The 26270-nt window shown below is 71.5% G+C and carries 25 protein-coding genes; 10 read left to right on the top strand and 15 right to left on the bottom strand.

The features are described 5' to 3' along the window. The first annotated feature begins 32 nt into the window (after positions 1–32). Positions 33–1244, top strand: coding sequence for an MFS transporter (locus tag DEJ19_RS02780; RefSeq protein WP_111233139.1), 1212 nt, complete (start codon positions 33–35; stop codon positions 1242–1244). A gap of 57 nt (positions 1245–1301) precedes the next feature. Here DEJ19_RS02780 and DEJ19_RS02775 read toward each other — a convergent pair whose 3' ends face one another. The 3 genes from DEJ19_RS02775 to DEJ19_RS02765 all read right to left on the bottom strand — a co-directional run bounded on the left by DEJ19_RS02775 (position 1302) and on the right by DEJ19_RS02765 (position 3744). Next, positions 1302–2144 (bottom strand): formate/nitrite transporter family protein, encoded by an 843-nt coding sequence (locus DEJ19_RS02775; RefSeq protein WP_111053885.1) that lies wholly within the window; start codon positions 2142–2144, stop codon positions 1302–1304. A gap of 111 nt (positions 2145–2255) precedes the next feature. Continuing rightward, complete coding sequence (locus DEJ19_RS02770) at positions 2256–3422, bottom strand: baeRF2 domain-containing protein (RefSeq protein ID WP_110864925.1); 1167 nt, start codon at positions 3420–3422, stop codon at positions 2256–2258. Next, positions 3403–3744 carry a hypothetical protein gene (locus DEJ19_RS02765; RefSeq protein WP_110864926.1) on the bottom strand — a complete coding sequence of 114 codons (342 nt, stop codon included), beginning with the start codon at positions 3742–3744 and terminating at the stop codon, positions 3403–3405. The genes DEJ19_RS02770 and DEJ19_RS02765 overlap by 20 nt, the downstream gene beginning before the upstream one ends. Positions 3745–3952: 208 nt before the next feature. On the opposite strand from DEJ19_RS02765, the gene DEJ19_RS02760 reads away from it, so the two are divergent. Genes DEJ19_RS02760 through DEJ19_RS02745 form a run of 4 tightly spaced genes read left to right on the top strand, consistent with a single transcriptional unit; the run spans position 3953 to position 10399 of the window. After that, positions 3953–5311, top strand: a complete 1359-nt coding sequence (locus tag DEJ19_RS02760) for an extracellular solute-binding protein (RefSeq protein ID WP_111039408.1) — start codon at positions 3953–3955, stop codon at positions 5309–5311. After that, the gene (locus DEJ19_RS02755) at positions 5308–6429 is read left to right on the top strand and encodes a carbohydrate ABC transporter permease (protein ID WP_111233138.1); all 1122 of its coding nucleotides are present in this window, start codon (positions 5308–5310) and stop codon (positions 6427–6429) included. The genes DEJ19_RS02760 and DEJ19_RS02755 overlap by 4 nt, the downstream gene beginning before the upstream one ends. Beyond that, a complete protein-coding gene (locus DEJ19_RS02750; protein WP_027464914.1) occupies positions 6426–7361 on the top strand; it encodes a carbohydrate ABC transporter permease in 936 nt (311 codons plus the stop codon). The genes DEJ19_RS02755 and DEJ19_RS02750 overlap by 4 nt, the downstream gene beginning before the upstream one ends. Continuing rightward, the gene (locus DEJ19_RS02745; protein ID WP_111233137.1) at positions 7358–10399 is read left to right on the top strand and encodes a glycoside hydrolase family 2 TIM barrel-domain containing protein; all 3042 of its coding nucleotides are present in this window, start codon (positions 7358–7360) and stop codon (positions 10397–10399) included. The genes DEJ19_RS02750 and DEJ19_RS02745 overlap by 4 nt, the downstream gene beginning before the upstream one ends. 203 nt (positions 10400–10602) lie before the next feature. Here DEJ19_RS02745 and DEJ19_RS02740 read toward each other — a convergent pair whose 3' ends face one another. After that, the gene (locus DEJ19_RS02740; protein WP_111099832.1) at positions 10603–11028 is read right to left on the bottom strand and encodes a DUF3151 domain-containing protein; all 426 of its coding nucleotides are present in this window, start codon (positions 11026–11028) and stop codon (positions 10603–10605) included. A gap of 274 nt (positions 11029–11302) precedes the next feature. Here DEJ19_RS02740 and DEJ19_RS02735 point away from each other — a divergent pair, with 274 nt between their 5' ends. Beyond that, positions 11303–12874, top strand: a complete 1572-nt coding sequence (locus DEJ19_RS02735; RefSeq protein WP_111233136.1) for an ABC-F family ATP-binding cassette domain-containing protein — start codon at positions 11303–11305, stop codon at positions 12872–12874. 38 nt (positions 12875–12912) lie between these two features. Here the strand turns inward: DEJ19_RS02735 and DEJ19_RS02730 are convergent, their stop codons facing one another. The 4 genes from DEJ19_RS02730 to DEJ19_RS02715 form a co-directional block, all read right to left on the bottom strand. After that, positions 12913–13608, bottom strand: coding sequence for an SDR family oxidoreductase (locus DEJ19_RS02730; RefSeq protein ID WP_071404940.1), 696 nt, complete (start codon positions 13606–13608; stop codon positions 12913–12915). A 10-nt stretch (positions 13609–13618) separates the two neighbouring features. Beyond that, positions 13619–14110: a VTT domain-containing protein gene (locus DEJ19_RS02725; RefSeq protein WP_027464919.1), complete on the bottom strand. Its 492-nt coding sequence runs from the start codon at positions 14108–14110 to the stop codon at positions 13619–13621. A 61-nt stretch (positions 14111–14171) separates the two neighbouring features. Then, a complete protein-coding gene (locus DEJ19_RS02720) occupies positions 14172–15203 on the bottom strand; it encodes a YihY/virulence factor BrkB family protein (RefSeq protein WP_111233135.1) in 1032 nt (343 codons plus the stop codon). A gap of 4 nt (positions 15204–15207) precedes the next feature. Then, on the bottom strand, positions 15208–15723 hold the full coding sequence (locus tag DEJ19_RS02715) for a hypothetical protein (RefSeq protein WP_111233134.1): 516 nt from the start codon (positions 15721–15723) through the stop codon (positions 15208–15210). Positions 15724–15786: 63 nt separating this feature from the next. On the opposite strand from DEJ19_RS02715, the gene DEJ19_RS02710 reads away from it, so the two are divergent. Next, positions 15787–16527: an MBL fold metallo-hydrolase gene (locus tag DEJ19_RS02710; protein ID WP_111233133.1), complete on the top strand. Its 741-nt coding sequence runs from the start codon at positions 15787–15789 to the stop codon at positions 16525–16527. Between the two features lie 170 nt (positions 16528–16697). Here the strand turns inward: DEJ19_RS02710 and DEJ19_RS02705 are convergent, their stop codons facing one another. The 7 genes from DEJ19_RS02705 to DEJ19_RS02675 all read right to left on the bottom strand — a co-directional run bounded on the left by DEJ19_RS02705 (position 16698) and on the right by DEJ19_RS02675 (position 23131). After that, positions 16698–17741, bottom strand: coding sequence for a Gfo/Idh/MocA family protein (locus DEJ19_RS02705; protein WP_027464923.1), 1044 nt, complete (start codon positions 17739–17741; stop codon positions 16698–16700). A 73-nt stretch (positions 17742–17814) separates the two neighbouring features. Then, positions 17815–18741, bottom strand: a complete 927-nt coding sequence (locus DEJ19_RS02700) for a prenyltransferase (RefSeq protein ID WP_111233132.1) — start codon at positions 18739–18741, stop codon at positions 17815–17817. After that, the gene (locus DEJ19_RS02695; protein ID WP_181441518.1) at positions 18738–19172 is read right to left on the bottom strand and encodes a lycopene cyclase domain-containing protein; all 435 of its coding nucleotides are present in this window, start codon (positions 19170–19172) and stop codon (positions 18738–18740) included. The genes DEJ19_RS02700 and DEJ19_RS02695 overlap by 4 nt, the downstream gene beginning before the upstream one ends. Beyond that, on the bottom strand, positions 19169–19501 hold the full coding sequence (locus tag DEJ19_RS02690) for a lycopene cyclase domain-containing protein (protein WP_027464925.1): 333 nt from the start codon (positions 19499–19501) through the stop codon (positions 19169–19171). The genes DEJ19_RS02695 and DEJ19_RS02690 overlap by 4 nt, the downstream gene beginning before the upstream one ends. Next, positions 19501–21141, bottom strand: a complete 1641-nt coding sequence (gene crtI, locus DEJ19_RS02685) for a phytoene desaturase family protein (RefSeq protein ID WP_111029687.1) — start codon at positions 21139–21141, stop codon at positions 19501–19503. Before crtI ends, DEJ19_RS02690 begins: the two co-directional genes overlap by 1 nt. Then, positions 21138–22076 carry a phytoene/squalene synthase family protein gene (locus DEJ19_RS02680; RefSeq protein ID WP_110858704.1) on the bottom strand — a complete coding sequence of 313 codons (939 nt, stop codon included), beginning with the start codon at positions 22074–22076 and terminating at the stop codon, positions 21138–21140. The genes crtI and DEJ19_RS02680 overlap by 4 nt, the downstream gene beginning before the upstream one ends. Continuing rightward, entirely contained in the window at positions 22073–23131 is a 1059-nt protein-coding gene (locus tag DEJ19_RS02675; protein WP_181441517.1) for a polyprenyl synthetase family protein, read from the bottom strand. Before DEJ19_RS02675 ends, DEJ19_RS02680 begins: the two co-directional genes overlap by 4 nt. Positions 23132–23152: 21 nt before the next feature. On the opposite strand from DEJ19_RS02675, the gene idi reads away from it, so the two are divergent. The 3 genes from idi (at position 23153) to DEJ19_RS02660 (ending at position 26129) form a co-directional block, all read left to right on the top strand. Continuing rightward, on the top strand, positions 23153–23695 hold the full coding sequence (gene idi, locus DEJ19_RS02670) for an isopentenyl-diphosphate Delta-isomerase (RefSeq protein ID WP_111233130.1): 543 nt from the start codon (positions 23153–23155) through the stop codon (positions 23693–23695). A 247-nt stretch (positions 23696–23942) separates the two neighbouring features. Then, positions 23943–24992, top strand: coding sequence for a magnesium and cobalt transport protein CorA (locus tag DEJ19_RS02665; protein ID WP_111233129.1), 1050 nt, complete (start codon positions 23943–23945; stop codon positions 24990–24992). 117 nt (positions 24993–25109) lie between these two features. Beyond that, a complete protein-coding gene (locus tag DEJ19_RS02660; protein ID WP_017886425.1) occupies positions 25110–26129 on the top strand; it encodes a LacI family DNA-binding transcriptional regulator in 1020 nt (339 codons plus the stop codon). The last annotated feature ends 141 nt before the right edge of the window (positions 26130–26270 follow it).

The raw sequence follows: 26270 nt of genomic DNA, 5'->3' as shown, positions 1-26270 counted from the left end.
CGCGATGGAACGACGACGAACGGCCGAGACGCATGCCCACGACCGACGCCCCGCAGCGATCCACCACGACGCCGCCGGTCTCCGCCCGCGCCTGGACGATGCTCGCCCTCGGGGTCGCGGCCCAGGCGGCGGGGACGCTCGTCGTGTCCGCGCCGGCGCTCCTCATCCCCCACCTGCTCAGCCGCGGCACGTCCCTGCCGGCCGCCGGGCTGCTCGCGGCCGCCCCGACCTTCGGCATGGTGCTGACGCTCATCGCCTGGGGTGCGATCACCGACCGGTTCGGCGAGCGCGTCGTCATCGCCGGCGGTCTCGTGCTCACCACGCTGGCCGTGGTGGGCGCCTGGCTCGCTGCGGTCGACCCGGTGCTGCTCGGGTTGGCGTTCCTGGCCGGTGGGATGACGAGTGCCTCGACGAACGCCGCGAGCGGTCGGGTCGTGGTGGGGTGGTTCCCGAAGGAGCGCCGGGGTCTCGCGATGGGCATCCGGCAGATGTCGCAGCCGCTCGGCGTGACGCTCGCGGCGGTCACGGTGCCGCAGCTCGCCGAGGGCTCCGGGATCCGCACGGCCCTGGTCCTGCCGATCGTGCTGTGCGCCGTGCTCGCCGTCTGCTGCGCGATCGGGATCACCGACCCGCCACGCCCTGCCCGGGCCACGGTGGCGACGACGGCGACCGCGAACCCCTACCGCTCGAGCGGCTTCCTGTGGCGGGTGCACGCGGTGTCGGTCCTGCTCGTGGTGCCGCAGTTCACCCTGTCGACGTACGGGCTCGTCTGGCTCGTCGGCCTCGGCTGGTCGACACCGGCGGCCGGGCTGCTCGTCGGCGCCGCGCAGTTCGTCGGGGCGATCGGCCGGATCCTGGTCGGTGGCTGGAGCGACCGTGCCGGATCGCGCGTCGGACCCCTGCGCATCGTCGCGGTGAGCGCCGCGGTGGTGATGGCGGTGCTCGCGGTCGTCGACGCGACGCACCTGGCCGGGGCCGCGGTGTTCCTGGTGCTCGCGACGAGCGTGACGGTCGCCGACAACGGGCTGGCGTACACGTCGGTCGCCGAGGCGGCGGGGCCGTTCTGGTCCGGCCGGGCGCTCGGGGCGCAGAACACCGGGCAGTTCATCGCGGCGAGCGCCGTCGGTCCGGGCATCGGCGCGCTGGTCGGTGCGCTCGGGTTCGCGGCGTCGTTCGGCATCGTGGCGGTGCTCCCGCTGCTCGCGGTCCCGCTGGCGCCCCGACGCGACCGGTCGCACGACTGAGGGTCCGCACGACTGACTGCGAACGGCCCCGTCGGTCCGCTCCGCCCGTCGCGACCGTCACCCCTGTTCGTGGTCGGCGCGCTCGGGGTCGTCCTGGGAGTCCCGGCGGCGGTCCTGCATGAGCTCCTTCGTCCGGAGCAGGCGCAGCGCCGTCACGAGCACCAGCCCGCCGAGGACGTTGAACAGCAGCGTGTAGCCGAACCAGCCGAGCCACTGCCCGTAGGTGATGTCCGCGCCCGACTGGATCGCCCCGAAGACGAGCAGCGAGTCGAGGATCGAGTGGAAGAGCTGCAGCCCGGCGAGCAGGAAGCCTCCGGCGACGGCGGCGACGAGCTTCGCGGGGTCCGAGTCGGTGCCCTGCTGCATCCGCGTCATCAGGGTGATGGTGCTGCCGCCCAGGACCGCCAGCACGATGCTCTGCAGTCCGAACGGCGCGTCGACGTAGTGGTGCGCCGACTCCGAGAGCGTGGCGTGCCACTGCGGGAACGCCTGGACGACGAGCCACATGAACACCCATCCCCCGGCCAGGTTCGCCACGAGGGTGCCGCCCCACAGTCGCACGAGCTGCAGCACGGTCCCCTCGCGTGCGACCACGGCCGCGACCGGCATCAGGAAGTTCTCGGTGAAGAGTTCGCTGTGCGCCAGGTGCAGCGCGATGAACCCGATGCCGAAGGCCAGCCCGGCGAGCAGGTGGCTGTCGGTCTCGGTGAGCACCGCGAGGTACGCCATCACCCCGAGACCGACCTCGAGGCCGCCGAAGAACCCCGTGACGAGGACGGCCCGGGTCGTCCGTTGCAGCCGCTCCGCGCCCTCCTCGATGGTCGCGTCGAAGGACTCCGCGAGTTCGTCCTCCACGGGTGCGTCACTGGTGCCGAGTTCACGTCGGCGGTCGTCGGTCATGGCCGGGACGCTATACGCGGCCGTCGTGGCGGCCCGCAGGATCGCGCCGAGACGGACGGGAGGCCCGGTACCAGCTGGCACCGGGCCTCCCGTCCGTCGTCCGGTCACCACTCAGGCGGCCGGCACCGCCGGTCCCACCGGCCACCGCAGCAACGCTGCGGCTGGCGCGCCGTTCGGGAGCGACGCGGCGTTCACGAGCAGCAGCTCCGCGTCGGTGAGGGCGACCGCCCGGACGATCGCGCACACGGCCGGGACCGGTCCGATGACCGGTGCACCCGCCGCCTGCTCGGGTGCCGTGGCGATCCACGGCACCGCTCCCAGCGCGAGCAGGGTGCGGTCGCCGATCGCGGCGGCGTCGATCGCGACGACCGAGGCCTGCGCCTGCTGCAGCGCCTCGACGACGGACCCGAGGCCGGTGACCGTCTGGTTGTCCCCGCGGCCGACGTGCGTGCGGAGCAGGTCCTCGAAGTCGTGCCGACGGGTCGCGATGACCCGGGCGAGCGCGATGTCGACGTGCTCGACGAGCGCGGTCTCCGACGCATCCGAGGCCCGGGTGTCGACCGGGACCTCGGAGACGACGGCGCGCGCCTCGGTGGACAGCTGGTCGAGCAGGAGCCCCCGTGCGCGGATGTCCCCCGCGACCACGATGAGCTTCGGCTGCAGCCGCCGGAACGCCTCGTCGACGGCCGTGGCGACCTCGTTCTGGTTGTCGCGCCAGATCTCCTCGGTGTGGTGCTGCCACCGCAGGTGCGACCAGCCGCCGCCCTGGAACTTGTGGAGCGTGTCGGTGCGGCCCTGCACGCGCTGCTCGTCGCGACGGTCCGGCACGTCGGCGTGGCCCAGGCGGTAGGCGCGGTAGCCACCGCCTTCGCGGCCGACCTCGACGATCAGGAACGGCAGGTCGAGCGGCCGGTGCGCCAAGAGCGGCAGCAGGTCGGGCACGGGGTCGTGGCCGATCGACGTCGGGGCGTGCATCGCCCCGGGCAGGACCTCGCTGAGCACGAGTTCGCCGTCGTGCACGAGCACGTACCGGCTGACCGGCGCCGGCACCCCGGGCGTCTCCTCGAGTTCGGCCATCACCGTGTCGATGACCTCGGCGTCCGCCCCGGCCGACCGCAGCACGTCCTCGGCCTTCCGGCGCTGCAGGGCGGCGAGGTGCTGCGGGTCCTCACGGTCACCGGACGCGTCGACGTAGGCCCACGTCCACGTGCCCCCGCGCTTCAGGCGTTCGGCGATGCCGGACTGCAGGTGCGGGGCGTCATTCTGCGTCAGAGCCATCGGTGCTGCCCTCCCCGGTCTCGGTGCGGTACACGGTCGCGTCGGCTCCGTCGCCGTCGCCGGTGGGCAGGGGGTCGGCCCGGTCGGCGTCGTCCTCGGGGAGCACGTCGGTGGTGTCGTCCTGCAGCTCGCCCTCGAGCTCGCCGTCGTAGCCCGACGCCGCGAGCGTCTCCGGGCCGTCGGTGTCGTCGGGGACCGGCTCGGACTGCCGGAACTCCTCGACGTGGGCGTTGCTGCCGTGCCCCTGGACGATGCTCTGCGCCTCGTGCGCCAGCTGCTCGTCGAGTTCGGGGCGATGGGTGGTGTTCCCGCGTTCGGTCATCGCTTCTCCTCCCGGTCGTGCCACCGGCGGCCTTCGCCGTCCGGGGCGTCGGTGTCTGCTCTGTGACCCCACGGTCCGCGCCCGGGCCTGGGGCCGTTCCAAGGTGCGCCGGGAACGCGCAGTGTCGGTACGGTCACGAAACCACAACGGCGTTCGGTTCTGTGATTGGGTGTCGACAACCCCGATCAACGACGAACGGAGTGCGGCAATGGCGCCACGACCACGACCCATCACGAGACGACACCTGTTGGGCTTCGGCCTCGGCACCGCGGCGGCGGGACTCCTCGCCGGCTGTGCGGTCCCGGGCTCGACCAACGTCAACAAGGCGGCCCTCGTGCCCGCCGCGGCCTCGGGTGAGACCGTCCAGCTCACCTACTGGGCCTGGCTCAAGGACCTGCAGAAGGTCTGCGACGTCTGGAACAGGACACATCCGGACATCCAGGTGTCGGCGAACTGGATCCCCGGCGGCAACAGCGGCGGGTACCAGAAGATGTACTCCGCGCTCGCGGCCGGCGGCGGCCCGGACATCGGGCAGGTCGAGCTCCGGCAGATCCCCGAGTTCATGCTCGCGAACGGCCTGGTCGACCTGGCCCGGTACGGCGCGAAGGACTTCGAGTCGAAGTACGACGAGGCTGCGTGGGCGCAGGTGTCGTTCGTCGACGGCATCTACGGCATCCCGCAGGACACCGGCCCGATGGGGTTCTACTACCAGACCGCGATCCTCGAGCAGGCCGGTGGCGAACCCCCGACGACCTGGGACGAGTGGCGTGACCTGGCCGACAAGGTCCGGAGCACCGGGAAGCAGAACTACCTCGAGGTGTTCCCGGTCGCCGACGCGTCGCCGTTCGCCGCGTACGCACAGCAGGCCGGCGCGCGCTGGTTCAAGGTCGACGGCGACGAGTGGGTCGTCGACATGACCGACGACAAGACCCTGATGGTCGCGGACTTCTTCGACGGCGTGATCGACGACAAGCTCGTCGACACGAGTGCCGGCGCGTACTCCCCCGGGTGGTACGCCGCGGCCGCGAGCGGCAAGATCGCCGCGGTCACGAGCGCGAGCTGGGGTGACGCCCTGATCGAGTCGGTGCAGGGCGGCGAGGGCAAGTGGAAGGTCGCCCCGATGCAGAAGTGGGGCGCCGACGGCTTCGGCTCGAGCGCCATCGGCGGTTCGACGGCCGCGGTGCTGGCGAACGCGAAGCACCCGAAGGAGGCGCTCGAGTTCATCACGTGGATGACCACCTCGAAGGAGGGCATCGACGCGATGATCAAGCACTGCGGCATCGGCTGGTCGCCCGCCGTCGACTACATCGGGGCGCAGCGCGAGAAGCCGTCGAAGTGGTTCTCCGGCCAGAACTACAACGAGGACGTCTTCGTGCCGGCCTCGAAGGAGCAGAACATCGACTGGTCGTGGTCCCCGGTGACCCAGTCGGCCTTCACCAGCCTGCAGAACCAGTTCCGCCGCAAGCTCACCTCGGGCCTGAAGCTCAGTGACGCCGTGGAGCTCGCACAGCGGGAGATCGTCCAGTCCTTCAAGGACAAGGGCCTCAGCGTCAGGACGGCACGATGACCCAGCAGACCACCACCCCACGGTCCACCGGTCGACCGGCCGGCGGCACCCCCGCGTTCCGCACGAGCACGAAGGCCACGAGCGCGCAGAAGCGTGCCCCGTGGATCCTGCTCGCCCCGTTCCTGGCGCTGTTCCTGCTGACGTTCGTCATCCCGATCATCAGCGCCCTGTTCCAGTCGTTCACCACCGTCGACCGTGAAGGCCTGTTCGGTGAGGACGGTGTGGTCGGCCGGTTCGCCGGGTTCGACAACTACGCGATCGCCCTGCAGGACAGCGGGTTCGTCGCCTCGATCGGCCGCATGCTGCTGTTCGGCATCGTCCAGGTCCCGGTGATGATCATCGCCTGCACGATCCTCGCGCTGCTGCTCGAGTCGGCGAGCGCCCGCTGGCCGGGCTTCTTCCGGGCGATCTACTTCATGCCCTACGGCGTCCCGGGCGTCATCGCCACGATCCTGTGGTCGTTCCTGTACGTGCCCGGCCTGTCGCCGATCGTGTCGCTGCTGCAGTCGATGGGGCTGCAGCCGGACTTCCTCGGCGCCAACAGTGTGCTCTGGTCGATCGCGAACATCGTCACGTGGACCTACACCGGCTACAACATGCTCATCATCGTGGCGCAGCTGAAGTCCATCCCCGGCGAGGTCTACGAGGCCGCCAAGGTGGACGGCGCGAACGCGTTCCAGGTCGCGTGGCGGATCCAGATCCCGCTCATCGCACCGGCCCTGGTGCTCACGACGGTGTTCTCGATCATCGGCACCCTGCAGCTCTTCGCGGAGCCGCAGATCCTGTCGACGGTCGCCCCGGCGATCGACACCGAGTACACGCCGAACTACGCCGCCTACACGAACGCGTTCGCGTTCAACGAGTACGGCGTCGCGAGTGCGCAGGCGGTCATCATCGCGCTGGCCGCGTTCATCCTGTCGTTCACGTTCCTCGCGCTGACGAACCGACCGCCCAAGGACGAACGCGACCGACGCAAGCGCGCACGGCGCGACGGCCGGGAGGCCCGCACCGCGCTCCAGACGCGCGCTGCGGCGGGCAGCAACGGTACTTCCCAAGCCGCACCGGGCCTCCAGGCCAGGTCCAGTCTGCAGAACGGAACGAAGGGGGCCGACGCATGACCAGCGAAGCCATCGAAGCGCCGGCCACGGCGAAGACCGCCGTCCCGGTCGACACCACGTCGATCTCGGCGCACCAGCGACGGAAGCTCGACCGGTCGCCGCGCTCGCAGATCGTCGTCACGGGGATCCTCGTCGTCGTCGCGCTGTACTTCATCGTCCCGCTGTACTGGGTCGTCATCGCCGCGACGAAGACCACGGGCGCGCTGTTCTCGACCAACGGGTTCTGGTTCGGCGGCGAGTTCGCGCTCTGGAGCAACCTGCAGCAGGTGTTCACCTACGACGGCGGCATCTTCGTCCGGTGGATCGCGAACAGCATCCTGTACTCCGGCGTCGGTGCCGTCCTGGCGACCTACTTCGCCGCGGCCGGCGGGTACGCGCTGGCGAAGTACGACTTCCGGGGGCGCCAGTTCGTGTTCGGCACGATCCTCGGCGGCGTTCTCGTGCCGGGGACCGCGACCGCACTGCCGCTGTTCCTGCTGTTCTCGTCGATGGGCCTGACCGACACGTACTGGAGCGTGCTCATCCCGAGCCTGGTGTCACCGTTCGGCCTGTTCCTGTGCCGGGTGTACGCCGCCGCGTCGGTGGACACCACCCTGCTCGAACAGGCTCGCATCGACGGGGCCGGCGAACTGCGGATCTTCCACACCGTGGTGCTCCGGCAGATGACCCCGGCGCTCGTCACCGTGTTCCTGTTCCAGGTGGTCGGGATCTGGAACAACTTCTTCCTGCCGCTCATCATGCTGGCAGACCAGAAGCTGTACCCGATAACACTGGGTCTGAACAACTGGCGCTCGCAGGTCGACCGCCTGCCGGAGTTCTACCAGCTCACCACCGGCGGGGTGCTCGTCTCGGTCATCCCGCTCGTCATCGCCATCATCGTCCTCCAGCGCTTCTGGCGTGGAGGCCTCACGGAAGGATCGGTCAAGGGTTGACCCACTCCGCACTCTCGTCCACCGCACCCGGCTCCGACTCGCGGCTGGTACCCCGTGCCTGGCTGCACACCGACGCCCCGTCCCTGTCGCTGAACGGGGACTGGCGGTTCCGGTGGTCGCCCGTCGCCTCGGTCTCCGAGGACTTCGCGACCGAGGGTGGGGAGGACGACGACCCGGCCTGGGGCGAGCTCCCGGTGCCGTCGCACTGGGTGCTGCACGGCCACGGCGCTCCGAGCTACACGAACCTGCAGTACCCGTTCCCGATCGACCCGCCGCACCCGCCGGAGGAGAACCCGACCGGTGACCACCGCCGCACGTTCGAGCTGCCGTCGTCGTTCGACGGTGCCGGCCGGGTGCTGCTGCGGTTCGACGGGGTCGAGTCGCACTTCCGGGTGTGGCTGAACGGGACGCTCGTGGGGTGGTCGACGGGCTCGCGCCTGGCGACCGAGTTCGACGTCACCGAACTGGTGCGCCCGGGGGCGAACGAGCTCGCGGTCCGGGTGCACCAGTGGTCGGCGGCGTCCTACCTGGAGGACCAGGACCAGTGGTGGCTGCCCGGCATCTTCCGCGACGTCACCCTGCTCGCCCGGCCCACGGCACCGATCGACGACGTGTTCGTGCGCGCCGGTTGGCGGGCGACGCTCGGCACGGCTGCCTCGTCCGGCACCGCGGCGTCGGGACGGCCGGAGACGGGGACCGGCACGATCACGTTCCCGACGCTCGACGCGGTGTTCCCGGTGCGGTTCGCGGTGCCCGACCTGGGCGTCGACGTCACCTGGGCCACGGCGGACGACGTCGCGCCGATCGAGGTCGAGGGCGTCGAGCCGTGGAGTGCCGAGCTGCCGAAGCTCTACGACGCGATGCTGTCGACCGGTTCCGCGGCGGCCGGCGCGGGCGCCTCGGGCGGTGAGACGGTGTCGCTCCGACTCGGGTTCCGCACCGTGTCCATCGTCGGCGACCGGTTCCTGGTGAACGGTGAGCGCGTGGTGTTCCACGGTGTGAACCGGCACGAGACCCACCCCGTGCGCGGCCGGGTGTTCGACGAGGAGCACGCCCGCGCCGACATGGCGCTGATGAAGCGCAACAACGTCAACGCCATCCGCACCTCGCACTACCCGCCGCACCCCCGTGTGCTCGACCTGGCCGACGAGCTCGGGTTCTGGGTGATCCTGGAGTGCGACCTGGAGACCCACGGGTTCCTGTTCACCGACTGGGTCGGCAACCCCTCCGACGACCCGGCGTGGGCCGAGGCCTACCTCGACCGCATCGCCCGCACCGTCGAGCGCGACAAGAACCACGCATCGATCGTGATGTGGTCGCTCGGCAACGAGTCCGGCACCGGCCGGAACCTCGCGGCGATGTCGCAGTGGGTGCACGACCGCGACGCCGAGCGCCCCGTGCACTACGAGGGCGACTACACGGGCGAGTACACCGACGTCTACTCGCGGATGTACCCGACGCTGCAGGAGACCGAGTCGATCGGCGGCGGCACCCCGACGCCCCTGCTCGGCTGCGGCCCGGCCGAGGCCGCACGGCAGCGGTCGAAGCCCTTCATCCACTGCGAGTACGTGCACGCGATGGGCAACGGCCCGGGGCAGATCGCCGAGTACGAGGCCCTGGTCGACCGGTACCCGCGGCTGCACGGCGGGTTCGTGTGGGAGTGGCGGGACCACGGCCTGCTCGCGAAGACGCCCGCCGGCGAGGACTACTACGCCTACGGCGGGGACTTCGGCGAGGTCGTGCACGACGGCAACTTCGTGATGGACGGCCTGGTGCTGCCCGACGACACCCCGACGCCGGGGCTCGCCGAGTTCGCCGCCGTCGTGGCCCCGATCCGGCTCGCGGTCTCGGACACCACGGTGCTGCTCGAGAACCGGTACCACTCGGCCTCGACCGCCGGGCTCCGGCTGTGCTGGACCCTGTCGCGGAACGGTGTCGTCGAGGCCTCGGGTCGGCTGTCCACGGGCATCGTCGCCGCCCGGGAGTCGGCGACGGTCCCGGTGCCCGCGGAGGTGCTCGACGCGGCCACGTCCGAACTCGCACCCGGCGACGAGCTCTGGTTCGACCTGACCATGGAACTGGCGGGGCCGACCGCGTGGGCGGACACCGGCCACGTCGTCGCGCGCACCCAGCGGCTCGTCGCAGCGCGCGCGGCGGACGCACCACGGGCCTCCCGGCAGGGGTGGGAGGGCGACCACCTGGGCGACGGCACGTTCAACGCCCGTGGCGACCTGGTGTCCTGGAAGGGCCACGAGGTCGCCGGGCCTCGTCTGGAGCTCTGGCGTGCACCGACGGACAACGACAGCCTGGCGTCACAGGGCGGCTACGAGACCGCGGACCCGGTGCTCACGCACGGGGTCGGCGACCCGACCGCTCCCCCGTCGGCGACGCGCTGGCGCGACCGAGGGCTGGACCGGCTGACGCACCGGCTGGTGTCGGTGTCGCGCACCGACTCCGGTCTGGAGCAGCGTGTCCGCGTCGCGGCGGCGAACAGCGGGTGGGGGCTCGAGGTCACGCACCGCTGGACCCTGACGTCCGACGGGCTCGTGCTGCAGACCGACGCCGTGCCGTTCGGCGCCTGGGACGTCACGTGGCCGCGGATCGGGGTGCGGTTCGACCTGCCTGCGTCGCTGGCGGATGCGGACGCGACCTGGTTCGGGACCGGACCGCTGGAGTCGTACGCCGATTCCTCGCACGCTGCCCGTGTCGGCCGGTTCACCGCGCCGGTGCGGTCGCTCGGGGTGGCGTACTCGCGGCCGCAGGAGACCGGGCACCGGCCCGACCTGCGGGAGCTGTCGGTCGGGCCGTTCACCGTGTCGACGGTCGGGTCGCACCGTGCGGGGTTCACCCTGTCGCCGTGGACCGCACAGCAGATCGACCGCTCGGAGCACCCGTACGAGCTGCCGACGTCCGACCACCTGTACCTGTACCTCGACGCCGCGCAGCACGGGCTCGGCAGCCGGGCGTGCGGGCTCGACGTGCTGCCCGAGCACCAGCTCTGGCCGCAGGCGTTCAGTTGGAGCGTCGCGCTGGCGTAGGTCGGGGCGAGCAGCCCGCGGGTCGGCTCCGCGAGCTGGCCCGCGGGCTGCGCCCCGCTGCGGTCATCGCGCCCCGTCTCTTCGGGGCGCGATGACCGGGGCGGGGCGCGGCGCGGGCCGCGGCGCGCCGTGCACAACCGAAGTGCTCCTGAACCGCGGATCAACGCGGTTCGAGGTGACTTTGGCTGTGCACGGCGCGCCGCCTACGCGCCGGCGGACAGTTCGCGCAGGGCCTCGGGGTCGCTCGCGTTCAGGAAGTCGGTCAGGCGCTCGGCCTCGCCGGGCTCCTCGATCGCCTCGGCGGCACGGCGCAGGGCGAACAGCGCCCGCAGCACGCCACGGTTGGGCTCGTGCGACCACGGCACCGGCCCCACACCGCGCCAGCCGGCCTTGCGCAGGGCATCGAGCCCACGGTGGTACCCGACACGGGCGTACGCGTAGGACTCGAGGGTCGCGCCGCGCGCCCACGCCTCGTCGGCGAGCAGCGCCCACGCCAGGCTCGACGACGGGTAGGACACCACCACGCTGGCGACGGGGGCCTCCGCCTCGATCGCGGCGGTCACCTCCGGCTCGGCGGGCAGCAGGGTCTCGGGGTTCGACGACGGGGTCGGCAACAGGTTCTCCGGCATGCCCCCAGCCTGTCATCCCTTGCGGGTGCCCGTGTCACGGGATTACCGTGGAGGTCACCTCGTCGTCATCGCGGGGCCGCCGGGGCGGGAGACCGACCGGCGGAACGGATGGCGGACACGGGGGTCCCCCGACGGAAGCAGACGGATTGCTGTCGATCACCGGTACCGCTCAGCCCACGCGCTGACACCGTGATCGCGCGCCCCGTCGGGCGCTCCACCGCACCGCGGTGGCCTCGGTGTCGTGCGCCCAGCATCGACACCGGGAGACACCCCCATGCCCACCAGTCCGTCCGTCGTCCTGCACGACGTCACCTTCGCCTGGCCCGACGGCACCGTCGCGCTCGACCACCTCACCGCCGCCTTCGGACGTGGCCGGACCGGGCTGGTCGGGAGGAACGGGGCCGGCAAGTCCACGCTGGTCCGGCTCGCGACCGGCCGGCTCCACCCCACGTCGGGCAGCATCGCGACGTCGGGTCCCGTCGACCACCTGCCGCAGCGCCTTGCAACGGGGATCGACGACACCGTCGCCGACCTGCTCGGCGTCCGGCCCACACTCACCGCACTCCGGGCCGTCCTGGCCGGCGACGCCACGGCAGCACAGCTCGAGGCAGTCGGCGACGACTGGGACCTGGAGGAACGGGCCGCCGCGGTGCTCGACCGGGTCGGGCTCGACGGCACCGACCTCGACCGGCCGGTGTCGACGCTGTCCGGCGGGCAGTCGGTGCTCGTCGCCGTCGCCGGGGTGCGGTTGCGCGCCCGGCCGATCGTGTTCCTGGACGAGCCGACGAACAACCTGGACCGCCGGGCCCGCGGGCTGCTCCTCGACCTGGTCGACGACTGGCGCGGAACCCTGGTGGTCGTCAGCCACGACCGGGAACTCCTGGAGCACGTCGACGAGACCGTGGAGCTCCGCGCCGGGTCGATGACGGTGTTCGGTGGGACGTTCAGCGCGTTCGAGGAGCACCTGGCCGTACAGCAAGCGGCCGTCGAGCGCGAGGTCCGGGTCGCCGACCAGCGGCACCGCACCGAGAAGCGGCAGCGCATCGAGGCGGAGACGAAGATCGCCCGACGTGCGAAGGCCGGCGAGAAGGCGGGCCGCTCGATGCCGAAGATCCTGGCGAACGAGCAGCGGAAGAAGGCGCAGGAGACCGCCGGTCGACTGCGCGTCGGGTACGCGGACGACGAAGCCGCCGCACTCGCCACCAAGCGCGAGGCCGAGCTCCGCCTGCGCGACGACGAATCGATCCACGTCACCCTGCCCGACCCGGACGTGCCGGCATCGCGTCGGATCGCCACCGTGACCGTCCGCGGACGGGACGTCATCGTGCAGGGGCCGGAACGGATCGCCGTCACCGGGGACAACGGCGTCGGCAAGTCCACCCTGCTCGAGCAGCTCGTCGGCGACTCCGCCGCGCGGGAGCACCCGCTGCCCGAGACCACGGCCGTCGCCCACGTCGACCGGATCGCGTACCTGCCGCAGCGGAAGGACAGTCTGGACGACACCGCCACGGTGCTCGACAACATGCGCCGGGACGCCCCGCACGTGCCCGTCGCCGAGGTCCGCAACCGGCTGGCGAAGTTCCTGGTTCGCGGGGACACCGTCGACCGCCCGGCCGGGGACCTGTCCGGCGGGGAGCGGTTCCGGGTGGCGCTGGCGGCCCTGGTGCTCGCCGACCCACCACCGCAGCTGCTCGTGCTCGACGAGCCGACGAACGACCTCGACCTGACGAGCGTCGACCAGCTCGTGGACGCGCTGCGGGCCTCCCGGGGAGCAGTCGTCGTGGTGAGCCACGACGAGACGTTCCTGGAACGGCTCGAGCTCGACGACCGGATCGAGCTGCGGTAGCCGATGGTCGCCGTCAGCGTGTCAGCGCCGTCCGAACATCAGCGCCGTCGGGTCGGTCGGATCGCGAGCGACTCGACGGTGCCGCGCTCGGGCATGTCGACGACGGTGCGGACCGCGGCGGCCACGTCCTCCGGCGCCAGGTAGTAGTCCGTGTCGTAGGACTCCCCGAGCTTCGCCACGAGCTGCCGCTGCATGTCCGAGTCGGTCCGGCCCGGGTGCACGCTCGACACCCGCACGCCGTTCGCCCGCTCCTCTTCGCGCAGGGCGTCGGCGAAGGCCCGCAGCGCGAACTTCGACGCCGCGTACACGCCACCGCCGGGCCCCGAGTGGAACCCGGAGCCGCTGTTGATCGGTACGACGATGCCCCGGGCAGCCCGGAGTGCCGGCAGCGCCAGCCGGGTGAGCTCGGCGACCGCGAACACGTTCGTCGCGAAGACCTGCTCCCACACCGCGCGCGGGGTGTCGGCGACGGTGGTGCCCTGCTCGACACCGGCCGAGTGCACCAGGACGTCGAGCCGATCGGGCAGCGCGGGGACCTCGCCCGCGCCCAGGTCACCGACGAACGGCGCCGCGCTCGGCAGCTCCTGGACGAGGGCGTCCACGGCGTCGGCGGACCGGCCGCCGACGAGCACGTGATGGGTGCGGCCGAGGTCGGCGGCGATCGCGCGCCCGATGCCGCGGGTGGCTCCGGTCACCAGGGCGACCGGACGGTTCTGGAGCTGGTCTGTCGTCACGGAGGCCAGCCTACGGAAGCCGAGCCGGGCCTCCTGTGCGGTCGCGGCGACGACGCAGGACCGTCAGCGCGACGCCGGCGACGACCACCAGGCCCACGAGCGCCGCGATGCCCCACGGCGAGCCGGCGAGCGCCGCGACGACCGCCCAGAACACGGCGAGCCCGACCGTCGCGTACAGGAACGCCCAGGCCACGCACCCCGGCACCATCGCGATCGTGTACCGCCACCAGGCGACCCGCGCCAGGCCCGCTGCGGCGTTCATCACCGTCTGCAGGCCGACCACGACGAAGCTCACCGTCACGACGGGCAACCCCCAGCGATCCAGCAGCGCCGAACCGCGGCGGACCGCCGGCGACCGCAGCCAGCCGCCCCACCGCGATCGGGACGCACCCGTCACCGCGAGCCGCGCGACCCAGTACGTGGCCTGCGCACGGCAGAACACGATCACGAAGAGCGCGAGGACGAGCCACCGGAACGGGAGCCCCTCGAGGAAGGACGGCACGCTCGCACCGTAGCGCCCCGACCCGGAGAGCGCCCGTCAGCGGTGGTCGGACGAGCCGCGGTCAGTCGTTGTCGACGCCCTGGCGGATGCGGATGCCCTCGAGCACGTCCTGCGCCCGCTTCTCGTCCTGCTTCTCGATCTGTCGGGTGTCGCGCTCGGGGAGCTGGATGTCCTCCTCCGCTCGGATGCCGGCCTGCAGCTCGCGGCCCCGCTCGATCTCGGCGTCGAACTCGGCACCGAAGAGCAGGGCGTTGTTCGTGATCCAGATCCACAGCAGGAACACGATGACCCCACCCAGGGAGCCGTACGTGGCGTTGTAGTTCGAGAAGTTCCCGACGTAGAACCCGAAGCCGACACTGGCGATGATCCAGATGAGGAGCGCCAGGATCGAGCCACCGCTCACCCAGGTGAACTTCGGCTGCTTGACGTTCGGCGACCAGTAGTAGAGCACTGCGACGACGATGATCGCGATGACGAGCAGGATCGGCCACTGCACGATCGACAGGACGGTGACGGCCACGTCGCCGAGGCCGATGACGTCGCCGAAGCTGCGGGCGAGCGGCGCGCTCACCAGCACCAGCAGACCGACCACGAGCAGGACGACGGTGGTGACGGTCACGCCGAGCATGGTCGGGCGGAGCTTCCAGATCGGGCGGCCCTCGCGGACGTTGTAGATCCGGTTCATGGCACGGCCGAAGGCGCCGACGTAGCCGGAGGCCGACCAGAGGGCACCGACGACACCGACGATGAACGTGAAGGGGGCGGCGGGCGAACGGACGAGTCCCTCGAGCGGCTCCTTGATCAGGTCCACGACCTGGTCGGACCCGATGTTGCCGATGATCTGCAGCAGGGTCTTGATCGTGTTGTCAGCCTGTCCGACCAGGCCCAGCAGTGACACGACCGCCAGCAGCCCGGGGAACAACGCGAGCACCGAGTAGTACGTCAGGCTCGCCGCCAGGTCGGTGCACTGGTCGCTCGTGAACTCGCGCAGCGTCTTCTTCAGCGTGTAGACGAGCGTCGGCTTCTTGAGGTCGGTGGGGCTGTCGGGCTTCCGGGCGTCGTCCGGGTCCGGCTTGTGCTCTTCGTGCGCCATGTGCCTACCCTCTCGCCTTCACGGCCTGCTTCGACCGCTTGACCGCCTGCTTGCGGTTCTTGTTCGCCCGTCGCTGCACCGCCGCGATGCCGACCTGCTGCTTCACGCGGGCGCGGTGCGCCGGGTCCTGCTCGAGGGCTTCCTCGGCCGCCTTGGCACGCGCCTTCCGGCCCTTGCGGCCTGCCTGCGCCTGCTCCTTCGCCGAGGGGGCGTCGCCACGCGCACCGAACGGCAGCAGCGCGGTGAACGCCGAGTTCGCCGGCGGCGCGGCCAGGTGCCCGGCGGGGCGGTTCCGCAGCGCGATCCCGAGGACGATCGCCGCGACACCGGTCAGTCCGGTGATGCCCATCGCCACCAGGGGCGTGGGGTCACGGTGCCACCGCTGCTTCGTCTTGGCGACCGCGAGCCGCGTCCGGGCGGGCAGGTCCGCGCGTCGCTTCAGCTCCGTCACGGTGTCCGTGATGCCCTCACGGGTGCGCACGTTGGCGAGTTCGAGCTCGGGCAGACTGTCCTTGGCCATTCCCCATTTCGTACACGTCCCACCCGGGATCGTGCCCAGCAGGCCGCGTCTACCGTGCCGCACATGCTCTTCCGGGACGCCGCCGAGGGGATCCACCGCCTCGAGATCGCACACACCAACACGTACCTCGTCGAGACCGGCGATCGGTTGCTCGTCGTCGACGCGGGGTTGCCCGCCGCGTGGCCGCACCTGCAGCTCGCCGTGCACGACCTGGGCTACACGCCCGACCAGGTCGAGGGGCTCCTGCTCACGCACGGGCACTTCGACCACGTCGGCACCGCCGCACGGATGCACCGCGACTGGGGCACGCCCGTGTTCGTCCACCCGGGCGATCGGCACCTCGCCGCGCACCCGTACTCGTACCGGCCGCAGACGAACCGTTTCGGGTTCGTGGCGCTCCACCCGGGTGGTCTGCGCCCCCTGGGCCGGATGCTGCTGGCCGGTGCGGTCACGGTCGACGGCATCGCGGACACCGAAACGATGGAGAGCCGCGCCGACGTGCCGGGCAACCCGTGGATCATCGAGACCCCGGGGCACACCGACGGCCACGTGGCACTGCACTTCGCCGACCGCGACGCCGTGATCGCCGGGGACGCGCTCGTCACCTTCGACCCGTACACGGGCGGGATCGGACCGCGGATCGTCGCACCCGCGGCGACCTCCGACGTCGACACGGCGGTCGCGTCGCTCGACCGGCTCGCGGACACCGAGGCGAAGCACGTGCTGCCCGGCCACGGGCCGGGCTGGTCGCTCGGCGTGCGGCGGGCCGTCGCGCAGGCGCGGCGGGTGGCCGGCGCCGCCTGACGCGCGAGCGACAGATCAGGCGGACCGCACCGGGTCTGGTTCGCGAAAGCGACAGTATGCCGCGAACGTTCCGCAACCCACTGTCGCTTTGACGCGGTGGGCGCGACCAGAGCCGGACTGGAGGCACGGTGCGGGCCCGCCCCGCGCCTCCAGGCCGTGGGTGGGTGCGGTCAGGACGGGACGACGACGTCCTCGGGCAGACCGGACGCCGCGGAGCGGCCGGCGGCCTCCATCAGCGCGAGGCTCCGCAGGTTGTCGCGCCCGCTCGTCTCCGGGGCGGGGCCGCCCTGCACGGAGCGGGCGAACGCCTGCAGCCCGCCCTGGCGGTCGGTGTGCGCGAGCACGGGGAGCTCGACCGGTTCGGCGACGTCGTCCTGCGTGCGGCGGACGGTGACCCGGTCGCCGTCGACCGCGTTCGGCTCACCGTCGCGGCTCGTGAACCAGAGCTCGCCGTCCTCGCCCTCGATGCTCCACTCGCCGGCCCAGGCGGTGCGCGGGCCACGGCTCAGCCAGCTGCCGCGGTAGTTGACCACCGTGCCGCCGTCGAGCTCGATGATCATCGAGGCGACCGCTTCGTCCTGGTACTTGCTGTAGGCGGGGTAGCTGGCCTTGGCGAAGACGCGGACCGCCTCTTGCCCGGTGATCATCCGGAGCAGGTCGAAGTGGTGGATCGCCATGTCGTTGATCATCGCGTGCGGGAACCGGTAGTGCGGGTACGTCTCGGCGGGCTGGTCGTTGTCCCACTGCCGGAAGTCGACGTTGATCGCGGAGACCTCGCCGACGACGTCCGCCTCGAGCATCTCCTGCACGACCCGCGGTGCCGGGTACCAGCGGTAGTTCTGGCTGACCTGCAGCACCAGGCCGAGCTCCTCGGCGCGACGGACCGCGGTGACGGCCTCGTCGGTGGTGTTGGCGAACGGCTTCTCGACCAGGACGTGCTTGCCGGCGTCGAGGGCCTCGAGCGCGAGCGGCACGTGCGTCACGGCCGGGGCGGTGATGACGACGGCGTCGGCCTCGACCGCGGCGAGCGCCTCGGTCAGGGACCCGAACGCCGCGGAGGCCGGGAGCCCGAGGTCGGTCCGCACGGCCTCGAGCGTCGGCGCCGACGGGTCGACGATCCCGACCACCTGCACTTCCGACACCTCTGGGATGGCGGTGCGGGCCCAGTTGCCGCCCCACCCTCCGAGACCGACGTGGATGATCCGGACGCTCATGCGCGCACTCCTTCGTGACTGCCGTCGTGACTGGTGACGCACCACGGACGCCGCGGTGCGTGCGTCCAGTCTGTCAGTGCGTGAAGGCGTACGCGATGAGTGCCATCGTGACGATGAAGCCCGCCAGGTAGTTGATCCAGAGGAAGCGCTTCCACCCGACGTTCGCGGCCTCGGCGCCCTGGTCGGTGATGTTCCACCACGGCAGCACGTTGAGCGCGTACGGGATGACGACGATCGCGGCGATCGGCCCGGGGAACGCCGAGAACAGCAGCGCGACGCCGGCGACCAGGTAGGCGACGAAGGCCAGGCGGACGGTGGCCCGGGCGCCGATCACGGTCGCGACGGAGCCGATGCCGCCGGCACGGTCGGCCAGGACGTCCTGCACGGCACCGAACGCGTGCGAGGCCACGCCCCACAGGAAGAACGCGATGCACACGGCGACGAGCTCACCGGTCCAGTGCGGGCCCGCCAGGGCGAGGCCGTAGATCGCGGGCGAGACGAAGTGCGTGCTCGACGTGAGCGAGTCGAGGAACGGCTTCTCCTTGAACCGCAGCCCCGGTGCCGAGTACGCGATGACCGCGAACACGCTGATCGCCAGGACGAGCCACGACCACGGCCCGTTGCCGCTGACCGCGCCGAGCACCACGAGCGCGACGAGGAAGGGGACGTTCGTGACGACGACGGCCCACAGCGTGGTGCGGTGGACGCTCTTGTCGAGCAGGGCGCCCTCGACGCCGCCCTTGCGCGGGTTGCGCAGGTCGGACTCGTAGTCGAAGACGTCGTTGATGCCGTACATCGCCAGGTTGTAGGGCACCAGGAAGTACACGACGCCGACCAGGAACGCGACGAGCGAGAACCCGCCGCCGCCCTCGACGCCGACCCCGCTGCCGAGCAGGTACGCGGCGCCGAACGGGTAGGCGGTGTTCACCCAGCTGATCGGGCGCGACGACACGAACAGGGCGCGCAGGGTCGACGGCCTGGAGGCGGTGCTGGCGTTCACTTCATGTCCTCTGCTGGTGCTGTGGTCGGGCCGAGCGCGGGGCGCGCGCCGGTCCGGTCGCGTGCGCCGGTCCGGTCGTGTCCGCCGGTCCGGTCGAACAGGACCCACAGGCTGGGCAGCAGCACGATGGCGGACATCGCGTAGGCGAGGTCCTCGACCGGGATCGCACCGATCTTCGCACCGCTGATGAGCGAGGGGTCGTAGGCGACGATCCGCAGCGTGACGATGACGTTGTCGAACACCATCGTCATCACCAGCAGCGCGATGCCCGCGATCACGGACGTGAGCACCGCGACCCGTCGCCCGACGGCGGGCGGTCGACCCGCCGCACGGGCCCGGCGAGCGGCGACGAGCCCGGCGACCACGGCCACGACGGCCGTGACGCCGAAGAACGGCAGGGCCAGGAGCGCGTACGCCCCGGTGCCGTTCACGCGCGCCGCCGATCGGTCGCCCGCTGCACGAGGGGCCGGACGAAACCGACCAGGTCCATCGTCGAGTAGCAGAGCAGCAGCAGGAAGAAGAGTTCCTCGAGCGGGACCTCGGGCGCCAGGAGCACCCCGGTGAGCAGGTTCTGCGGCCCGATGAAGAAGATGCCGGCAGCGACACCGGCGACGTCCCACACCATGAAGAACGCGACACCGACGACCATCACGGCTGCTGCCCGCCACGGTGCCCGCCAGAAGAACAGCCGGAAGCGGGCGTCCAGCACGGTCATGCCGACCAGGGACACCACCAGGCCGGCGAGGTAGACCCCGGGCATCAGACGGTCTCGGTCCGGTCCCGCGGGGCCCCGAGGGGCGTCGGCAGCGGCTCGGTGCTCCGGTCGCCGTGGATGCGCTTGAGCAGGACCTCGGCGCTGATCAGGCACATCGGCAGACCGATGCCCGGGATCGTCGAGGCACCGACGTAGTACAGCCCCTCGACCTTCTTCGACGCGTTCTTCTCGCGGAAGAACGCGCTCTGCTTCAGGGTGTGCGCCGGGCCGAGCATCGAGCCGTTCCAGGCGTTCAGGTCGTCGGCGAAGTCGCGCGGTCCGATCGTGCGTCGGACCCGGATGCGGTCGCGCAGGTCCGGCACCCCGGCGCGCTCGGCCAGCACGTCGATGGCACGGTCGGCGATCTGCTCGACCTGGTAGTCACCGGCACCGTCGATGCCGCCCTTGCCGATCGACAGGTCGGCGGGCAGGGGCACCAGGATGAACAGGTTGCTGGTACCGGGCGGGGAGACGCTCGGGTCGGTCTCGGACGGGGCGCAGACGTAGATCGAGGCGGGGTCCGGCACGTGCCGGTCGTCGCCGAAGATCGCGCCGAAGTTCGCCTTCCAGTCCGCGGTGAACATCAGGGTGTGGTGCAGCAGGCCCGGCGTCGGACCGTCGATGCCGAGGTACACGAGCACCGCGCTCGGCCCCGGGTCGCGCTTCTTCCAGTGGTCGGCGCCGTGGGTGCGGTGCTCACGCTCGAGCAGCTGCATCTCGGTGTGCTGCATGTCGGCAGCGCTGACCACGAGGTCGGCGGGGGCCGTGTGCTGCACACCGTCGCGGTCGCGGTGGACGACCCCGGTGGCGACGCCGTCCTCGACGACGATCCGCTCGACCTTCGCACCGGCGATGATCTTCGCGCCCTCGGCACGGGCGACCCGCTCGACGGCGGAGATCACCTCGGTGATGCCGCCCTTCGGGTAGAGCACGCCGTCGGCCAGGTCGAGGTGGCTCATCAGGTGGTACATGCTCGGCGCCGCGTACGGGCTCGTGCCGAGGAACACCGCCGGGTAGCCAAGGATCTGCCACAGGCGACGGTCGCGCACGGCGGTCTCGGCAAAGGTGGAGAGCGGCTCGAGCAGCAGGCGCGCGAGCTTGGGCAGACGACGCAGGACGTCGGGTGCGGCGAGCTTCGTGAGGTCCTGGAAGCTCGTGTAGAGGAACCGGCGCACGGCCATCGTGTAGGTGTCCTCGGCCGACGCGAGGTACTTCCGCATCCGCTCGCCGGCACCGGGCTCGATGGACTCGAACAGCGCGATGTTGGCCTCGGCGTCGGCGCGCAGGTCGATCGGCTCGTCGTGGCCCTCGCTGTAGACGCGGTAGCCGGGGTCGAGCTTCACCAGGTCGAGTTCGGCCTCGGCCGACGTTCCCAGCAGCTGGAAGAAGTGGTCGAAGACCTCGGGCATGAGGTACCACGACGGCCCGGTGTCGAACCGGAACCCGTCCTGCTCCCACGAGCCGGCACGGCCGCCGAGCTGCGTGCGCTGCTCGAGCACCGTCACCGAGAAGCCGTCGCGTGCGAGCAGCGCGGCGGCCGCCAGGCCGCTGATGCCGCCGCCGATGACGACCGCGCGGCGTGCGGGCACCTTGCGCCGGGTGGTGGTGGCGACCGTCGTCGGTCGGGAGGCGCGGGGCGGGGTCATGAGGAGCCTCCCGGCCGGTGGGTGGTGACGCGCGACCGGAGCGGTGCGCGTCCGGCGAGGACCTGCGCCGCGAGGCGCACCTTCACCGGGTTGGGGACGCGCACGCGCGTCGTGACGAGGCGGCTCGCCGGGGTGCGCGCGAGTCGGTCGTTGAGTTCCTGGAACAGCGCGTGGGCGAGTCCGACGGCGTTGCGGGCGTCGGCCGGCAGCAGCCGGATCGTGCGTGCTGCGTGGTCGAGGTCGGCCTGCACGTCGGCGACCAGGCGGTCCTTGGTGGCCTCGTCGAACGACCGGATGTCGACGCCCGGGAAGTACGACCGACCGAGCACCTCGAAGTCGGCGTGCAGGTCACGCAGGAAGTTCACCTTCTGGAACGCGGCGCCGAGCGCACGTGCACCGGCGACGAGTTCGGCCTGGTCGAACGTCGGCCGACCGGCGCGGTACACGAACGCGCGCAGGCACATCAGGCCGACGACCTCGGCCGAGCCGTACACGTACGCGTCGAACGAGGCGTCGTCGTGCTCGGTGCGGTCGAGGTCCATGCGCATCGAGGCGAAGAACGGGGCGGTGAGCTCGGCGCCGAAGCCGGTGGCGCGGGCGGTGCGGGCGAACGCGTGGACGACCGGGTTCACCGAGAAGCCGAGTGCGATGGCCCGTTCGGTGTCGGCCTCGAGCTCGTCGAGCACCGTGCGGGCGAGCTCGCGGTCGAGCCCGGCCTCGGTCGCGGGCCCGTCGACGACCTCGTCCGCGACGCGGACCAGCGCGTAGACGTTCCGGATGTGCTCGCGCGTGTCGCGGGCCAGCATGCGGCTTGCCAGCCCGAACGACGTGGAGTACCGGTCGATGACGACCCCCGACGCGGCCTCGGCCGTGGCGTCGTACAGCTGGAGGCGAGCCGGACGGGATCCGGTCGCCGTGGTGGTGCTGTGGGTCACCGGGCGCGCTCCACGAGTTCGGTCACGAGGGCCTCCAGGCGGTCGGCGAGGTCGTACGGCAGCCGGGCGAGCTCGGCCCGGGCGAGTGCGGTGTGGTCGGCGACGCGTGCTTCCGCGGCACCGCGCGCACCGCAGGAGACCAGGGTTGCACGGACCTCGTCCGCGCGGGCCTCGGTCAGGTCGGGGTCGCCGAGGTACGGCTCGAGGTCGGGCCAGCAGTCGGTGGTCGCCGCGTACGCGATCAGCATGGTGCGCTTGCCCTCGCGCAGGTCGCCGAGCACGGTCTTGCCGGTCATGGTCTCGTCGCCGAAGACCCCGAGCAGGTCGTCGACGATCTGGTACGCGATGCCGATCTCGCGACCGAAGGCCCCGAGGGCGGTGACGACCTCCTCGTCGGCGCCGGCCAGCACGGCCCCGGACTGCAGCGGAGCCTCGAACGAGTACACGCTCGTCTTCGCCCGCTCCATCGCCAGGACCTCGTCCACGGTCGGCATCACGCCGAGTGCCAGGTCGACGTCGGTCATCTCGCCGGCAGCGCTGGCGAACACCGCCTCGTCGAGCAGTTCGAGCAGCCGCTCGCGGCGAGTGCCGTCGACGCCCGCAGCCTCGATGAAGCGGGGCGCACCGGCGAGGGCCAGGTCACCGGCGATGACCGCGGCACTCATCCCCCGGTGCTCGGCCGTCGGCAACGGCAGGCCGCCCGTCGTCCCGTTGTCACGGAAGGACCCGGCGACGTTCGGCTGACCACGGCGCGACCAGTCGCGGTCGATGACGTCGTCGTGCACCACGAGTGCGGTGTGCAGGAGTTCGTACGCTGCCGCGACGTTGGCGGCTGCGTGCACGTCTGTGCCGCCCATGCCGGCGTACGCGGTCATGACCATGCGGGGCCGGAAGCGCTTGCCACCCATGCTCGCCTTGCGGAGCACGCGCCACAGTTCTTCGGACGGTCGGCCGTAGCGCTCGGCGCGGGCCGACGACACGGCGAAGAAGCGCTCGAGGCAGTCGTCGACGAGCGCGAGGTCGATGTGCGGCACGGTGGTCGCTTCCTCGCTCATTGGCCTAACCTATCGACACAGATGAACGCTTTCCCTGAATCCGTGGTGCTCCTGGCCGACGACCGTACCCCGATCGGCACGGCGGACAAGTTCACGGTGCACACAGCCCACACGCCCCTGCACCTGGCGTTCTCGTGCCACGTCCGGAACACCGACGGTGACGTCCTGGTGACCCGACGAGCACTGTCGAAGAAGACCTGGCCGGGGGTGTGGACGAACACCTTCTGCGGTCACCCCGGTCCGGACGAGTCCTTCGAGGACGCGATCGCTCGTCGCGCCTCTCGCGAGCTCGGCATCACCATCCGTGACGTCGAGGTCGTGCTGCCGGAGTTCCGGTACCGCGCGGTCGACGCGTCGGGCATCGTGGAGAACGAGGTCTGCCCCGTCTTCCGTGCCGTGACCGACGACACCCCGGCGCCCGCGGACGACGAGGTCGCCGAGTGGGCCTGGGTGTCCGAGGACTCTCTCAGGCAGGCCGTCGCCGGCGCGCCGTTCGCCTGGAGCCCGTGGCTCGGGTGGCAGCTCGCCGAACTCGAGACCGCCGGGCTGCACGTCACGCGCTGACGCTCCTGCGCCTGTCGGGCCGGGTTGTCCCGCCCGCGCCGCAGGCGTACGCTCGACGGTCGGCAGCGCTCTGGGCGCCGCCACGACGAGACGAGAAGGGCAGGTGAGGCGCGATGTCGGGTGACCATCCTCGATCGGGCCGGCCGCCCGTGTCGGTCGTCGCGCCCGCTCGCTGACCCTGCCTGCGTCCCGGATCACCTCCGGGGCGCCATCGCGCCCGTCTGCTCCGCACCAAAGGAGCACGCACATGGCACTGATCGACAACGCGATCTACGTCCGGGGACGCCGCGTGGAGTCTCCGTCGACCCTGTCGCGACCGGCTCGTGGCGACCTGACGTGGATCGGGCTGCTCCGGCCCGACCCGCACGAACTCGAGGCCGTCGCCACCGAGTTCGACCTGCACGAGAACGCCGTCGAGGACGCCCGCAAGGGACACCAGCGCGCCAAGCTCGAGCGCTACGGCGACACCCTGTTCCTGGTGCTCCGGCCCGCGTGGTTCGACCAGGCCTCGGGCACCGTCGAGTTCGGCGAGGTGCACCTGTTCGTCGGCGACCACTTCGTCGTGAGCGTCCGGCACGCCGCCCGACCCGACCTGGCGGTGCTGCGGGCACAGGTCGAGGCGGACCCGGAGTTCCTGGCGAAGGGGTCCGAGGCCGTGACCGCGGCTGTGCTCGACGAGGTCGTGGACGGCTACGGCCCCGTCGTCCAGGTGCTGCAGGAGCAGATCGATGCCATCGAGGACCAGCTGTTCGCCGGGCAGGTCGACCCCGGGGTCTCGAAGCGCATCTACCAGCTGCTCAGCGAGGTCCTCGCGTTCCAGCGGGCCACCGCCCCGGTGCCGGCGATGGTCACGGGGCTGCTCCGCGGTGCCGACAAGTACGGCGTCGACGACGACGTGCAGCACCGGCTCCGCAACGTGCACGACCACGCGCTCCGTGTGACCGAGCGGGTCGACTCGTTCCGTGCCCTGCTCGAGAACGCCCTGACCCTGCACGCCACCCTGGTGTCGCAGGAGCAGAACGAGGCGATGCGCCGGATGACCAGCGCGAGCCTGGCCCAGGGTGAGGAGAGCCGGCAACTCGCCCGGGCAGCACACCGCCAGGGCGAGGAGGTCAAGAAGATCTCGTCGTGGGCGGCGATCCTGTTCGCACCCGGCTTGATCGCCGGTGTCTACGGCATGAACTTCGACCACATGCCCGAGCTGCACTGGCGCTACGGCTACCCGGTCGCGATCCTCGGCATGCTCCTGCTGATGGGCGTGCTCTGGGCGATCTTCCGCAAGCGCAACTGGCTCTGAGCGGACGGCGGATCGGCGCACAGGTGGCGCCGATCCGCCGGACGTGCATAATGATCTGGCCCGGAATGTGAACGTGCACATCGATGTGCCACGACGCCCGGGCGGAAACGAGCAGCAATGGCGTCATCGCGGACACAGCAACCGCGTTCGCCCAGCATCCGTGACGTCGCACGGATCGCGGGCGTCTCGCACCAGACCGTCTCGCGGGTGCTGAACAACTCGGACGCGATCCGGGCCGAGACACGCGACAAGGTCCTGGCGGCCATGGAGCAGCTGCAGTACCGGCCGAACCGCGCCGCACGCGCCCTGGTCACGAGCCGGACCCACACGATCGGCGTCCTGACGGCCCGCCGCGCCCACTACGGTCCCGCCGTGGCGCTGCAGGCGATCGAGGACGCCGCGATGCTCCGGGGCTACTCGGTCACGACGGCGAACATCGCCGAGGCGACCGATGCCGCCGTGCGGGAAGGACTCGGGCACCTGCTCGACCTCGACGTCGAGGGCATCGTCGTCATCGCGCCCCAGCAGCGGGTCTTCGACCTGATCGCGGAGCTCGGCATCCGCACCCCGTACGTCACCATGCGCGCCAGCGTCGGCGAGGACCCGACGGCCCTGTGGGTGGACCAGATGGAGGGCGCCCGCCTCGCGACCGCGCACCTGCTCGACCTGGGTCACGAGTACGTGCGGCACATCGCCGGACCACAGGACTGGATCGAGGCCGACGCCCGCATGCAGGGGTTCCTGCGCGAGATGTCCGACCGTGACATGGCCGTCGCCCCGCCGATCCTGGGCGACTGGACCGCCGACTTCGGCTACCACGCCGGCCGCGAACTGCTGCGGTGGCGGGACTGCACCGCGATCTTCTGCTCGAACGACCAGATGGCGCTCGGCGTGATGCACGCAGCGCGCTCGTACGGGCTCGACGTCCCGGGTGACCTGTCCGTGGTCGGCTACGACGACATCCCCGAGGCGAAGCACTTCTGGCCGCCGCTCACCACGGTGCAGGTCGACTTCGCCGAGCTCGGGCGTCGCTGCGTGGACCTGCTGCTGCCGAGTGAGGGCGAGCTGCTCCGCCCGATCGACATCGTCCCGCAGCTGGTCGTGCGGGCCTCCACGAGCGCGCCCCGCACGCGCTGACGGACCTCCGGCCTCGGCGCCCCCGGAGTACCTGCCACGAACTTCCGACCAGGTACGCCCGGAGACACCCGGCACGCCCGAAATGACCAGGTACGCCCGAGAGGTCTCGGTACGCCCGGAACCACCCGGCCACCCCGCAGT

Source organism: Curtobacterium sp. MCSS17_016, from assembly GCF_003234255.2.
GTDB classification, from domain to species: domain Bacteria; phylum Actinomycetota; class Actinomycetes; order Actinomycetales; family Microbacteriaceae; genus Curtobacterium; species Curtobacterium flaccumfaciens.
This window is presented reverse-complemented; position numbering and strand designations above follow the sequence as displayed.

Coding starts and splice junctions, on each gene's coding strand:
- crtI (WP_111029687.1), bottom strand. CDS start 21,141: ATGACCCCGCCCCGCGCCTCCCGACCGACGACGGTCGCCACCACCACC.
- DEJ19_RS02720 (WP_111233135.1), bottom strand. CDS start 15,203: ATGGCGCACGAAGAGCACAAGCCGGACCCGGACGACGCCCGGAAGCCC.
- DEJ19_RS02775 (WP_111053885.1), bottom strand. CDS start 2,144: ATGACCGACGACCGCCGACGTGAACTCGGCACCAGTGACGCACCCGTG.
- DEJ19_RS02690 (WP_027464925.1), bottom strand. CDS start 19,501: ATGCCCGGGGTCTACCTCGCCGGCCTGGTGGTGTCCCTGGTCGGCATG.
- DEJ19_RS02660 (WP_017886425.1), top strand. CDS start 25,110: ATGGCGTCATCGCGGACACAGCAACCGCGTTCGCCCAGCATCCGTGAC.
- DEJ19_RS02735 (WP_111233136.1), top strand. CDS start 11,303: ATGCCCACCAGTCCGTCCGTCGTCCTGCACGACGTCACCTTCGCCTGG.
- DEJ19_RS02710 (WP_111233133.1), top strand. CDS start 15,787: ATGCTCTTCCGGGACGCCGCCGAGGGGATCCACCGCCTCGAGATCGCA.
- DEJ19_RS02780 (WP_111233139.1), top strand. CDS start 33: ATGCCCACGACCGACGCCCCGCAGCGATCCACCACGACGCCGCCGGTC.
- DEJ19_RS02750 (WP_027464914.1), top strand. CDS start 6,426: ATGACCAGCGAAGCCATCGAAGCGCCGGCCACGGCGAAGACCGCCGTC.
- DEJ19_RS02715 (WP_111233134.1), bottom strand. CDS start 15,723: ATGGCCAAGGACAGTCTGCCCGAGCTCGAACTCGCCAACGTGCGCACC.
- DEJ19_RS02740 (WP_111099832.1), bottom strand. CDS start 11,028: ATGCCGGAGAACCTGTTGCCGACCCCGTCGTCGAACCCCGAGACCCTG.
- DEJ19_RS02705 (WP_027464923.1), bottom strand. CDS start 17,741: ATGAGCGTCCGGATCATCCACGTCGGTCTCGGAGGGTGGGGCGGCAAC.
- DEJ19_RS02760 (WP_111039408.1), top strand. CDS start 3,953: ATGGCGCCACGACCACGACCCATCACGAGACGACACCTGTTGGGCTTC.
- DEJ19_RS02765 (WP_110864926.1), bottom strand. CDS start 3,744: ATGACCGAACGCGGGAACACCACCCATCGCCCCGAACTCGACGAGCAG.
- DEJ19_RS02665 (WP_111233129.1), top strand. CDS start 23,943: ATGGCACTGATCGACAACGCGATCTACGTCCGGGGACGCCGCGTGGAG.
- DEJ19_RS02675 (WP_181441517.1), bottom strand. CDS start 23,131: ATGAGCGAGGAAGCGACCACCGTGCCGCACATCGACCTCGCGCTCGTC.
- DEJ19_RS02755 (WP_111233138.1), top strand. CDS start 5,308: ATGACCCAGCAGACCACCACCCCACGGTCCACCGGTCGACCGGCCGGC.
- idi (WP_111233130.1), top strand. CDS start 23,153: ATGAACGCTTTCCCTGAATCCGTGGTGCTCCTGGCCGACGACCGTACC.
- DEJ19_RS02770 (WP_110864925.1), bottom strand. CDS start 3,422: ATGGCTCTGACGCAGAATGACGCCCCGCACCTGCAGTCCGGCATCGCC.